General features: G+C 40.0%; 10 protein-coding genes. 1 reads left to right on the forward strand and 9 read right to left on the reverse strand.

Annotated elements, in window-relative coordinates:
• Positions 1 to 498 precede the first annotated feature (498 nt).
• The 8 genes from EG2_RS15015 to dnaE all read right to left on the reverse strand — a co-directional run bounded on the left by EG2_RS15015 (position 499) and on the right by dnaE (position 11766).
• Positions 499 to 1998 (reverse strand): HAMP domain-containing sensor histidine kinase, encoded by a 1500-nt coding sequence (locus EG2_RS15015; RefSeq protein ID WP_082709580.1) that lies wholly within the window; start codon positions 1996 to 1998, stop codon positions 499 to 501.
• Positions 1999 to 2012: 14 nt separating this feature from the next.
• A complete protein-coding gene (locus tag EG2_RS15020) occupies positions 2013 to 2699 on the reverse strand; it encodes a response regulator transcription factor (RefSeq protein WP_003127863.1) in 687 nt (228 codons plus the stop codon).
• Positions 2700 to 2843: 144 nt separating this feature from the next.
• Complete coding sequence (gene gndA, locus EG2_RS15025) at positions 2844 to 4265, reverse strand: NADP-dependent phosphogluconate dehydrogenase (RefSeq protein ID WP_060815266.1); 1422 nt, start codon at positions 4263 to 4265, stop codon at positions 2844 to 2846.
• Between the two features lie 198 nt (positions 4266 to 4463).
• On the reverse strand, positions 4464 to 4643 hold the full coding sequence (rpmF, locus tag EG2_RS15030) for a 50S ribosomal protein L32 (RefSeq protein ID WP_060815267.1): 180 nt from the start codon (positions 4641 to 4643) through the stop codon (positions 4464 to 4466).
• Between the two features lie 56 nt (positions 4644 to 4699).
• Positions 4700 to 5260: a YceD family protein gene (locus EG2_RS15035; RefSeq protein ID WP_060815268.1), complete on the reverse strand. Its 561-nt coding sequence runs from the start codon at positions 5258 to 5260 to the stop codon at positions 4700 to 4702.
• Between the two features lie 197 nt (positions 5261 to 5457).
• A complete protein-coding gene (gene pyk / locus EG2_RS15040) occupies positions 5458 to 7242 on the reverse strand; it encodes a pyruvate kinase (RefSeq protein WP_005472102.1) in 1785 nt (594 codons plus the stop codon).
• Positions 7243 to 7326: 84 nt separating this feature from the next.
• Positions 7327 to 8289, reverse strand: coding sequence for a 6-phosphofructokinase (gene pfkA, locus EG2_RS15045; protein ID WP_003127857.1), 963 nt, complete (start codon positions 8287 to 8289; stop codon positions 7327 to 7329).
• Between the two features lie 168 nt (positions 8290 to 8457).
• Positions 8458 to 11766 carry a DNA polymerase III subunit alpha gene (dnaE, locus tag EG2_RS15050; RefSeq protein ID WP_060815269.1) on the reverse strand — a complete coding sequence of 1103 codons (3309 nt, stop codon included), beginning with the start codon at positions 11764 to 11766 and terminating at the stop codon, positions 8458 to 8460.
• Positions 11767 to 11915: 149 nt separating this feature from the next.
• On the opposite strand from dnaE, the gene EG2_RS15055 reads away from it, so the two are divergent.
• Positions 11916 to 12098, forward strand: a complete 183-nt coding sequence (locus tag EG2_RS15055) for a YjzD family protein (protein ID WP_003127855.1) — start codon at positions 11916 to 11918, stop codon at positions 12096 to 12098.
• 47 nt (positions 12099 to 12145) lie between these two features.
• Here the strand turns inward: EG2_RS15055 and EG2_RS15060 are convergent, their stop codons facing one another.
• Positions 12146 to 13348, reverse strand: coding sequence for a multidrug efflux MFS transporter (locus EG2_RS15060; RefSeq protein WP_060815270.1), 1203 nt, complete (start codon positions 13346 to 13348; stop codon positions 12146 to 12148).
• Between the last annotated feature and the right edge of the window lie 82 nt (positions 13349 to 13430).

The following is a 13430-nucleotide window of genomic DNA, read 5'->3' on the forward strand; positions in this document are numbered from 1 at the left end:
CGAGCAATTGTTATTTAATCACTCTTCATCTCTCAGCGACTTTTATATCTTATCATCTCGAAAGCTTTGTGTCAACAACTTTTTTGAAAGTTTTTTCTAACTTTTTAAGTTGTCTTACCTAATGTTTTCTGACGACTTTGTTATAATAACATCTGTCTTAATCTTCGTCAACATTTATTTTGAAAAAATATTTGAAAGATTTAAACAGTGACTATCACAAAGACAAATACTAATATAGCAATTCTACTGCGAAAAATCAACAAAAAACAAAGCTTTTTCTCAACATTTTTTTTAGCCGAATCTTTCTTCTATTCTTTATCTCATCGTTCGCTTTTATAGCAATAATTACGTTTTATAACTATTCGTGTTCCTCAATCGTTCCTGTTTATATGAACAAGCAGAAACGCTGTCCCCTAAGTAAGATCCCTTATAAAGAAAAAACCAACTGATTGTCGCTAACCTACAACAACCAGCTGATTCCTTCGCAGAGGATCTGCGCTATTTCAAAACATCCTTACTAGATTGAACTACAGGAATATATATTCTAAAAATCGTTCCTTGCCCAATCACACTTTCTGCAGTAATACGCCCTTTATAACTTTCCAATAATTGCTTAGCAATGGATAGTCCTAACCCATTCCCCCCTTTGGTTCTTGCTCTTGCCTTATCCACTCGATAAAACCGATTGAAAATTTTATCCAAGTCATCTTTGCTGATCCCTTCACCAAAATCCTGAATTGCAATCTCAAACGTTTGTCGATCAGAAGAAATAGATAAATGGACCTCTTTGCGATCTGTGGAGTACTTGACGGCATTATCTAAGATGATAATAATAATTTGTTCGAAATGATTCCGATAAATTTTTAAAGTCAATTCGTGGTAAAGATCATCATCCAATGTGAAAACAAATTCCGGGTAAAGAATTTTAAAATTATTAAATACTTGGTATACGACTTCTTTGGCTTTTGTCGTTTCATTTGCATAGTGGACATCTACCTGCTCAGCTCTGGAAAGGTCGAGCATTTCTTGCACAAGTGTCTTCATTCGACTGATTTCTTGCATGCTGGCTGCAAGCGATTCATCTAATACTTCTGGATCGTCCTTGCCCCAGCGCTGTAACAAGCTCATATGTCCTTCAATGATTGCCACTGGCGTCCGTAATTCATGAGAAACGTCCTCTACAAACCGTTCTTGCTGCTCGATATATAGCCGCATACGGTCGAGCATCTCATTAAAGATGTCTGCCAAATCAGATAATTCATCATTTGTATTCAGTTCAGGCATATGCACGGTCGATTGGGGATTCTTTCGAACGGTTTCCATTGTATCCCGCAAAACTTTCAGCGGCTGCAAGAAATAAGCAGATAAGAAAAAACCTAAAACGCTACTGAGAATCAAGGAAACGACTTCAAGTATGATCAGCGTTAACAAGAGCTTACTGCGAATTTCATAAAATGAGGTCAGTTCATAAAATGTTTGAGCATAACCGATTTTTTCTCTCGTTTCTTTTGAGTAGATTGGTTGGATCGACAAAAAGCCTGTAATATTGTCCAATGTCACGATCGTGGGCGGCTTTCGCTGCACATCGATCAGAGAAAGATTATTTTCATGGGTTTTGAAAATCAATTCCTGATTCAGATTATAAACAAATAAGCTCAAAGGAGACTGACCTAACTCGGAAATAAACGAATCGATCTTCATTAAGTTCCCATCAATTGTTGAAGTTCGGTCGTAGATGCTCGTATCACCACTATCGTTCTTAGTTAAATTGCGATAGGTTCGCACCAATGTCAATTCTTGGTCTGAATTTGCTAACCTGGAAGCTACTTCCGACATCGTACGCTCCACGTTATTTTCTTCTTTAGCCACAATCAGGTTGATAGACGTTTTGTAGGTGATGACTGCAAAAATTGTAAAAACAACAAATATAAAGAAAGAACTTGCGAAGGCCCACTTCACAGTCAAAGAAGGCCCCTTCAGTTCTTTTAGTTTTTTCATTCTTTTTTTCAAGCTCACGAACGCATCACGTATCCTGTCCCCCGAACAGTTTGGATATAGCTTTCTTCTCCAGGTACGTCGATCTTATTCCGTAGATAACGAATATACACATCGACGACGTTGGTTTCTACTTCTGTTTCATAACCCCAAACTTTGTTCAGCAGAACATCACGGGCTAAGACGACATTGACGTTCTCCATCAAAGTAAGAAGCAACTCGTACTCACGCTTCGTCAATTCAATGACATCACTGCCTCGACGCACCACACGGTTTTCTTTCTCAATGGTTAAATCACGATAAGTGATCGTCGTTTGTTTGGCAACATTCTTGTCTCCTTCAATGTCGATTCGACGTAACAACGCACGCAAACGAGCTAGTAGCTCTTCAATCGCAAAGGGTTTCACAATATAATCGTCTGCTCCGTGATCTAGCCCTGAGACCCGATCGATCACTGAATCTCTTGCTGTCATCATAATGATTGGCGTATTTTTGGTTTGGCGCACACGACGGCAAACTTCTAATCCGTTTAGTTCTGGTAGCATCAAATCAAGTAAGATGGCATCCCATTCATTGTTCAACGCTGCATCCAATCCAGTTCTGCCATTATAATGTACTTCGGTATTATAGCCTTCATGCTTTAATTCTAATTCCACGAATCGAGCTAAGTTCTTTTCATCTTCAATGATTAGAATATTACTCATTAGTTAGAGCTCCTTTATCGGTTATTCTGCATATAGTTAGACACTATCTGCTTTATTTTATCATGTATCTAAAAAATAAAAAAGAGATTGACCGAAAGTTCTCACTGTTCGGTCATTCTCTTAATTCGTTCTCAATTGTTCGACTTATTCTTCCTCATACCAAGAGTAGTGGTAGATTCCTTCTTTGTCCGTACGTTCATACGTATGGGCACCGAAATAATCCCGCTGTGCTTGGATCAAGTTTGCAGGCAAACGATCTGAGCGATAAGAATCAAAATAGGCAATTGCTGAAGAGAATGTTGGGACTGGTACGCCAGCTTGGACTGCCAATGCTACGACATCACGAACGGATTGTTGATAGCGTTTTGTGATTTCCTTGAAATAGTCATCAAGCAATAAGTTTTCGATATCCGCATCTTTTTCATAAGCATCGGTGATTTTTTGCAAGAATTGCGCACGAATGATACAACCTGCACGCCAGATTTTAGCAATTTCACCAAATGGCAGCTGCCAATCATATTCTTTTGATGCGGTCCGTAATTGCGCAAAACCTTGTGCATAGCTCATGATTTTGCTGAAATACAATGCTTCCCGAATTTTCTCAACAAATTCTTGTTTGTCTCCTGTAAATTCGAATCCTTCAGGTTTTGGTAAGACTTGGCTAGCATTCACTCGTTCTTCTTTATAAGCAGAAATATAACGCGCAAAAACAGACTCTGTGATCAACGGTAGTGGAACACCAAGATCTAATGCACTTTGACTCGTCCACTTCCCAGTTCCTTTGTTGCCGGCAGCATCTAAAATCACATCAACGATTGGTTTCCCAGTACCTAAATCGTCTTTGCGTGTTAAGATGTCTGCTGTGATTTCGATCAAGTAGCTATCTAATTCGCCTTTATTCCATTCAGAGAAGATCTCCGCCATTTCAGAAACAGATAGCCCTAGAATTTTTTGCATTAAATCATAGGATTCAGCAATTAGCTGCATATCTCCATACTCGATACCATTGTGAACCATTTTTACATAGTGTCCTGCACCATTTGGTCCAATGTAGGTAACACAAGGAGTGCCATCTTCTGCTTTTGCTGAGATTTGTTCCAAAATTGGAGCCACTAACTCATAAGCTTCTTTTTGTCCGCCAGGCATGATTGACGGGCCTTTCAATGCGCCTTCTTCTCCACCAGAAACTCCGGTACCGATAAAGTTGATACCAGAATTTGCTAATTCTTCATTACGACGGATCGTATCTTTGAAGAATGTGTTGCCTCCATCGATCAAGATGTCCCCTTTTTCAAGGTGAGGCAATAATTCTTGGATGGTTGCGTCTGTCGCAAAACCCGCTTTGACCATTAAAAGAATGCGTCGTGGTGTTTCGATCGATTGTACGAATTCTTCAATCGTATAGGTTGCTTTAAAGTTTTTATCTGGATGTTCTTTTACTACTTCTTCTGTTTTAGATCCTGTACGGTTGAATAGGGCAACTGAATAACCGCGGCTTTCAATGTTCAACGCTAAGTTTTTTCCCATGACTGCCATACCGACAACACCGATTTGTTGTTTTGTCATCACTCATCCTCCTAAGATTCAGTTATCTGTTTCATTATAGCGCAAAAGATAGTTGTTTTGAACTATTCTCTTTCAAAGAGTAAGAATTATTTCAGAAAAGTTCTAGTTTTCATGAAATTAATCTGAAACAAAAAGAAAAATCCTAAGGCTCCATGGTTAGCCTTAGGATTTTGAAATCCATTTTTCTGTAAAAAAGGATTATGCTTCTTTTGTTGCTACATCTTTTCCATCGTAATAACCACAGTTTGAGCATACATGGTGGCTTTTTTTCATTTCACCACAGTTTGCACATTCGTTCAAACCGTTGATTGTCAATTTGTAATGAGTACGACGTTTTGCTTTTTTCGCTTTAGAAGTTCTTCTTGCTGGTACTGCCATTTTGCTACACCTCCTTGTAAATGAAAGCAACCTTGAGGCTGCAATTTATTCCAATCCTACGCGTTATCATCTTCTGAATCATTGAACAGTTCCGATAATTTTGCAAGACGAGGATCAATTTGTTGGGCTTGCGCTTCTTTTTGGTTTGCATAGTCTTTTTCTGATAAAACAACCCAGTCATTTCCTGACGGCATTTCTGTGCTATTTTTTTCTTCCTCAGTAAGGACTTGCATGGGAATCGCAAGTAATAGGTTATCAGCAACTGAATCATCCAAACTGATCGTCTGGCCTTCAATGATCAAGACATCTTCTTCTGGAATCATTTCATCTCGCCGCTGAAATTGCTCTGGTGTCATGAAGAGTTCATCCACTGTAAAATCCATTGGTAAAGCAACTGGAGTCAATGAGCGTGTTGAAGGTAACGTGATCGTTGTCTCCACTCGATAATGTAGGAGATATTCATGTTTTCCAACAGACATCATGCCAGTGATTTTCACAGGAGACAAATCAATGATCTGTCCATCGCGTTTTATCAATTGATTTTTTAAGTTCAACGTTTCGTCGAACATCAGCGGTGTCTCTTGGTATTTTTTTAATTCCAATAAAGACCATTTCATTTTTATCACCCCTAAGCAACAAAAGCAATTATACAGGGGTTATTTCCCTTTGTCAATGAAATTTTCTTGACACCTTTTTCATTTCTAAAGCTGTAATTTTACGCACAAAAAAGTGAATACTTTTAGAGAAAAAAACAACAGACTCGCTACTTGTGCACGAGCCTGTTGCCTCCATTAATGAATCTTTCAAAAGAAGATTAGATAGCTGTTGTTTCTCCACGGTAGACGATTCCACGACGAGAATCCACAGTAATCAATTCACCATCTTTGATCGTTGTTGTGGCATCTTTTGCCCCAACGATCACTGGAAGGTCTTTCGCAATGCCGACAACTGCTGCATGAGAAGTCAAACCGCCGTCTTCAACAACAAGTGCTGCTGCTTTCTCGATTGCAGGCATATATTCTTTATCTGTTGTTGGAACAACTAAGATCATGCCATCTTTTGCTTTAGCAATTGCTTCTTCTGCACTGTTGGCTACAACGGCATTAGAAACGATTGATTTTTCACCGATTCCTTGTGCTTCAAGCAATTTAGAACCGATCATTTGAATTTTCATCACGTTTGTTGTTCCACGTTCTCCAACTGGCACACCAGCAGTGATCAAAATCAAATCGCCTTCTTTGGCAAAACCAAGATCCACAGCTTGTTTAGCTGCTAATTCGAACATTTCGTCAGTTGTTGAAGGTTTTTCAGCAACTGTTGGATAAACACCCCAGTTTAACATCAAACCACGTTTTGTACGTTCGTCGAAAGTTACTGCCAAGATATCTGCATCTGGACGATATTTTGAAATCATTTTCGCAGTATAGCCAGATTCAGTTGCAGCAACGATTGTTTTTACGCCAAGATTTTTAGCTGCACGTGCCACAGAAAGACCAATTGTTTCTGTTACATCAGTTTTATCAAATTGGTTGATTTGGAAAGTACTCATTTCTGCTAAAGCATTTTCTGCTTCGATATCGATACGAGCCATCGTTGCAACAGCTTGTACAGGATAGTCTCCGTTTGCTGATTCTCCAGATAACATTGTTGCATCTGTTCCGTCAAAGACTGCATTGGCAACGTCAGAAGCTTCTGCGCGTGTTGGACGAGGATTTTGTTGCATTGATTCTAACATTTGAGTTGCAGTGATAACTGATTTACCTACCGCATTACATTTTTTGATGATTCGTTTTTGAACCATTGGTACTTCTTCTGCTGGAATCTCAACACCCATGTCTCCACGAGCAACCATGATACCGTCAGAAACTTTGATGATTTCATCAATGTTGTCGATACCTTCTTGAGATTCGATTTTAGAGAAGATTTGTACATGAGTCATGTTCTTTTCTTCAAGAATTTCACGAATTTCTAAAACGTCTTGAGCTTTACGTACGAATGAAGCTGCGATGAAGTCGATATCATTGTCTAATCCAAAACGAATATCGTCAGCATCTTTTTCAGTGATACCAGGCAAGCTGATTGATACGCCAGGTGCATTGACCCCTTTACGAGAACCCAACATTCCTGCATTTTTAACAACAACAACTAATTCACGTGCTGCTTCGTCTTTTTCGATGATTTCCATATCGATCAAACCATCATCAAATAAGATATGGCCGCCTACATATACATCATCAAACAATCCAGGATATGTCACTGCAATCTTTTCTTTTGTTCCTTTGTGTTCTGGGTCCATTGAGATACGTGTTTGGTCACCAACGTTGAATTGGATATAGCCGGCACGACCATAATCTGCTTCAGTTGTGTCTTGAACGGTTGTACGGATTTCTGCTCCTTTAGTATCTAAAAGAATCCCTACATCTTTACCAGTTTTCTTGACCGCTTCACGCACCATTGTCATACGTCCTAATTGTTCTTCATGATCTCCATGAGAAAAATTGAAACGGAAGACATTTGCACCGGCTTCGATCAGTTCAGAAATAATTTCTACACTATTACTTGCTGGTCCTAATGTGCTGACGATTTTTGTTTTTTTCATTACTAAACGCTCCTATTCATTTATTTAAAATAGCTTAATAAGCTTTTTTTACAAAATTACTGTTGCGTTTCATACTTCCTAAACTTAAAAGGAAATTTCCTTGTTCAAGTCGTATAAAGAAATATCTGGTTTGTGACGATTGTTTTCAAGCGTTTCGATGATATCTGCAGCAACCATCTGGTTGTTTTCGATACCGATGCACAATCCGCCTTTGCCTTGTTGAAGCAACTCAACTGCGTAGGCACCAAATTTACTTGCTAGAACGCGGTCTCTTGCGCTTGGTGATCCACCACGAACAACGTGTCCTAAAATCGATACCCGTGTGTGGAAATCGCCATATTCAGATAATTTATCAGCAAATTCGTTTCCGCCCATCACGCCTTCTGCTAAGACGATCAAGCAGTGTTTTTTACCGCGGTCCCGTCCTTCACGAATTCGGTTCGCAACAACAGCCATATCAAAGTCATGTTCTGGGATGATGATCTCATCTGCCCCACCGGCAACTCCTGACCAAAGCGCAATGTCACCTGCACCGCGACCCATTACTTCGATTACGAATGTCCGGACGTGAGAAGTTGCAGTGTCACGAATTCGGTCGATTGATTCCAATACTGTATTGATTGCTGTATCAAAACCGATAGTAAAGTCCGTCCCAGGAATATCATTGTCAATCGTTCCTGGAATACCGATCGCCGGAAAACCATGGCGTGTTAGTGCCATCGCACCATGATAAGAGCCGTCGCCGCCAATAACGACCAAACCTTCAATGCCGAATTTTTTCAGTTGTTCAATTCCTTTCAACTGACCTTCTTGTGTCGCAAATTCAGGATAGCGCGCAGAGTACAAGAATGTACCACCTCGTTGAATCTTGTCACCTACATCTGCCACATCAAGACGGCGAATATCTCCAGCTACCAAACCAGCATAGCCGTAATTGATTCCATACACTTCTAGCCCATCAAAGATAGCCTTTCTTACAACTGCCCGAACCGCTGCGTTCATCCCCGGCGCATCGCCGCCACTGGTTAGAATTCCAATGCGTTTCATTATCCATTCACCTCATTAGTAGATTTGTTTAGGGATTTGGAACTCCCTTATTTGATACTTTTCAAGTAATAACCACGAGTAGTATTTTACCATTATTCCAGAGAAATGTCTTGAAATAGTGGGAAAAAGTTGAAAAAAGTGTAAGTAAAATTTAACGTTTTCGGAAAATTACTTGAAAACAACATTTTCCTCTCCCAACAAGTGCCCAAGCTTTCTTTCCATTTCTTCGTCTTTTTTTAGCCAATTCTCTTCCGTCAGCAACACTTTTTTCCCGTTACTTTCATAGAACAACACCACAGGAACCCGTCCTCGATGCTTTCTCAGCAACTGCGACAATTCTTGCAAATGGTTCGTCTCAACATCACGTGTGATCTTCAGATAACACGTTTGATCTGTTAGCTGTGCTTGTGCTTTTTCAGCTAGCTCTATTTTATCAGCAATCAGTTGTATTTCACCATTGTAACGACTTACTTCCACTTTTCCTTCAACATACAAGACGGCGTTCTCTGCAACGTCAGATCGTACATGACGATACAATGTGGGAAAAACAGTGATCGAGACTTCTTTACTAGCATCTGTTCCTTCAAGAAACGCCATTTGCTCTCCTTTTTTTGTGCGGATTTCTCGAATTTGACGCACATAAAATAGTATCCGGACACGTTCATTGGGAACTAAGTCAGCGATTGCTATCGTCTGCTTCAACTGTTGCAGCTTCTGATATTGTTGAACAGGATGCCCTGATAAATAAACCCCTAGATATTCTTCTTCCAACGCTAACTTTTGCTCCAAGTCATAATCAGCGACTTCGGCTTCTTTGAGAGCCATTGTCTCTAACAAATCGAGACTGCCGCCACTATAGGTGATATTTTGGATTTTTCCCTCTAATTGGATAAGTGCTTGCTTCCGATTAGTGACCAATTCATCAAACGCACCAATACTTAACAACGGACGGATATAATCTTCCTTCAGCCATTTGTTATTCTTTTGATGCAAGCGCAACAGGAATTGATCTAAGGAGGAGAATGCCCCATTCTCCTTTCGTTCATCTAAGATATCTTGAATCAGGTCTCTACGTATTCCTTTAACACTGCTAAAGCCAAAACGAATCTGTTTTTCCGATTGAAGATAGAAACTATAGCCACTCTTGTTGATGGACGGCGGTAAGATTGCTACATCATACCGAGTCGCTTCATTCAAATATTCTTTTAATTTACCTGGATTATTCCTAACCGAGTGCAATAATGCAGCAAAAAATGGTCCTGGATAATGTACCTTTAAATACGCCATTTGGAAGCCGATAAATGAGTAGGCAAACGCATGAGAACGATTGAACCCGTAATTGGCAAAACGCTCAATATAATCGTAAACTTCTTCTGCTTTCTCCGCGGAAAAATGGTTGGCTACGGCTCCTTCAACAAAATGGCGCCGTTCTTCATCCAGAACGTCTTTTTTCTTTTTGCTGATGGCTCGCCGCAAGATATCTGCTTGGCCAAGAGAAAAGCCTGCCATTTTAGAAGCAACTTGCATGATTTGTTCTTGATAAACAATGATTCCATAGGTATTTTGTAAAATCGGCACTAAAGCAGCATCCGGATAAACGACTTTTTCCTGTCCTTTTTTCCGGCGAATAAACGTATCGATATTTTGCATAGGTCCTGGCCGATACAACGCATTGACGGCTGCAATATCTTCGATACTTTCAGGTCCCAGTTTCCGCAAAACATTTCTGATCCCCGCTGACTCAAACTGAAAGATCCCGGCAGTATCGCCTTGCTGAAATAGTCGCAGCACAGCTGGGTCATTTAAAGGAATGGCTTTCTGGGTAACTGTTTCATTTGTAACTCGCTTGATCCCTCTTAAAGTATTGTCAATGATTGAAAGATTCCGTAATCCTAAAAAATCCATTTTTAACAATCCCACTGTTTCCACATCATTCATTGTGAACTGAGTCAAGAGGATCTCATCACTTCCTTGTTGAAGGGGGACTAGGTCCAAGAGATTCTTGTCGCTGATCACCACACCAGCTGCATGGGTGGAAACATGTCGAGGCAATCCTTCCAGTACCTTAGCCACTGCAAACATCGTTTCATTTCGTTCGTTGAAGGTAGCCAGTTCTCGTAATTGATTAGATTGTTCATAAGCTAAAGCCAATGTCATTTTTAATGCATTAGGAATGGCTTTTGACCAGCGATTGGCTTCGCTTTGTGACAAACCAAATACTCGTGAGACATCCCGCAGCACCATTTTGGCCGCCATCGTTCCAAAAGTAGCAATTTGCGCCATGTACTCCTGACCATATTTTTGACGGACATAATGCAAAATCTCATCACGTCTGTTATCAGGTATATCTAAATCGATATCGGGCATGGTATAGCGTTCGGGATTCAAGAAACGCTCAAACAGCAAGTCATATTCAATTGGATCGACATCGGTGATGGCTAATACGAAAGCTACTAATGAACCTGCTGCTGAGCCCCGCCCTGCGCCGGTAACAATTTCGTTCTTGTGAGCAAAATCCATCACATCCCAAATGATCAAAAAGTAATCGTCAAATCCCATTGTATGAATAACGGATAGTTCATAATCCAAACGCTGACGGTAAATATCTGTGACCTGCGTAATACGTTCAGGCAACTTTTCAAAACACAGTTTTCTAAGAAAATCAGCCGCATTTCCCCCTTTTTCTAAAGGAAAATGCGGGAGCAAACGTTGATGGAGAGGAATCGTCAGAGTACATTCTTCTGCAATTCGCTGATTATTTACCAATGCTTCTGAATTCTCTCCAAATGCCTGAATCAGTTCCCCAGGCTGTTCTAAATAATACGTTTCGGAAGATTGTTCCTTCGCTTTACGAAAATCTTCGATCTGAGTACCGTTCTTAATATGTTCCATGACTTGAACAGCAAATAGTTCTGCTTGTTCCAATGCTGCTACGGGTTGATAAGCGCACAGCTCAAGACCATGCTGTTGAAACCACTCTCTTTCTGGCGTTGCCGCTGCTTTTTGAACACCTAGGAAAAGACTCTTTTGATCAAACCGAGCGACAAAGTCTGTCAGTGTTCGAGAAAGCTGTGCCAAGTCTTCCGATTGATCTGGAGAGAAACCTTGCCCTTGCGGCAAAATACCAAACAGATCTGGTAACGTTAAGTATTCAGATAGATCCAAATGACCGTTGATCATTTTCTCACTGGAAAGGCGCATCAATAATCGGTAGCCTGATAGATTCTTTGCAAAAAGATACAATGGAAAATGCATAGAGGATGTGCCAAACGTGCAATCGAATAACACACCGATCACAGGTTTGATTCCGGCATTTTGGCATTGCTGATAAAATTCTAAGGCTCCATATAACACATTGTGATCTGCCAGCCCCAAAACTTTATAACCAGCTTTTTTGGCAGCAGCAATATAACGAGGAATTTTGATCGTACTTTGAAGTAAGGAATACGCGCTTAAGGTTGTCAATTGATGATACATAGAAAATCCCTCCGAAAATGATAATTCCGTTTGTTTCTGCTTTATTTCAAATTTGAAAAGAATAAATGAAAATGTGAAAATCTTTACATTGAAATTTTTTGTGATAAACTAAAGTCGAAAAGCAAGATACGCAGAAAAGAGGTGTCGTCATGCGCTACTTAGCAACATTATTTTGGACATTTATCTTAGGCCAAGTTGTCGGCTATCTAGGCAGCTCACTAGCGGGAGCTACTTATGATTTCCAATTGACCTCAATCATCTCTTTGGTAGCAGGTGTACTAATTATCCTTCTTGGTTTGATTGCACCTTCGCCAAAAAAGACAAGTCATTAATAGAAGAAAAACCAGTTACCTTCATTGTAACTGGTTTTTTTTTCTTTTCAACTGAGATCGTGCTTATGAAAATTTTTACGGAAATTAAATGTAGAAAGACAAATATTCAAAAAGACAAACGCGCTGGTTACCCAAAACACGGCTGGATAGCCAAAACTATGGGCAACGGTTGAACCGACCATTGGACCAAGGACTTGACCAAAGTTAGAAAACATTTGGTTGTAACTATAAATTCGACTAACACCTTCCATTGGTGTGATTTTACTGATCAACGTATTGATCGATGGCATTAACGCACCAGTAGAAAAGCCCAAAAGAAAGCGTAGAACGCCCAATTGGAATGGTGACGTAACAAAGCCCATTGGAATAAAGCAAAGGAATGAAAGCAGTAGTCCTCCTAATAACACTTTATGATTTCCGTAGCGGTCCCCTACTTTACCTAATATTGGCGAAGAAATAATAGCTGAAACACCGGCAATCGATACGATCAACCCGCTGACAAATAAAAGGTTTCCTGTATTGCCGCTTAGATCACGGATATATAAAGTCAAAATTGGACTGATACTTGTTACACCAAGTTGCAGGATCAATGAAGTAATAAATAAGCCAATCAATAGTTGTAGGTTTTTGATTTGTCCAAAAATTTCTTTGACAGATAGAAGGTCCCCTTTTTCAACAGGTTCGAAATCTTCTTGAACCAAAAAGATCGTTAACAGCAATGTGATCAAAAGAACAATTCCTGTGATGATAAATACATTCTTCATACCAAACCACTGTGCTAAAGCACCACCCATAGAAGGCCCGATCAAATTTCCGGCGATAGCTCCGGTTGCTAATGTTCCTAGTGCCCAGCCACTCTTTTCTTTCGGTGCTTGAGAAGCAATCAATGCAGTCGCATTTGGAATATAACCCGAAAGGATACCCGTAAAAAAGCGCATAATCAATAGCCAGTAGACATTCGGTACAAAGGCTAATGAGCCCATGGTGACTGTCATACCAGCAGCCGCCCGAATCATCATCAATCTGCGACCTTTCTGATCTGCTAAATTTCCCCAAACCGGCGCAATGATTGCAGCTGCAAATGCGGTCACTGAGATTGCTAGACCTGAAAACAGCTCGATTTGGCTTTTTGGCGCCCCTAACTCTTCAATATATAGCGGAATAAACGGCATAACTAAACTAAAACTTGCACCAGTAAAAAAACAGCCAATCCAAGAAATTAGGAGATTTCGTTTCCAATCAATTTTCATGTCAAAACCCTCTTTCTCTTAAACTATACCGCATTTTTTAAAATAGTAAAATTAAAAAAGACAGAAGATTGTGTGATCTGTC

This window comes from Enterococcus gallinarum NBRC 100675 (assembly GCF_001544275.1).
Lineage (GTDB): Bacteria > Bacillota > Bacilli > Lactobacillales > Enterococcaceae > Enterococcus_D > Enterococcus_D gallinarum.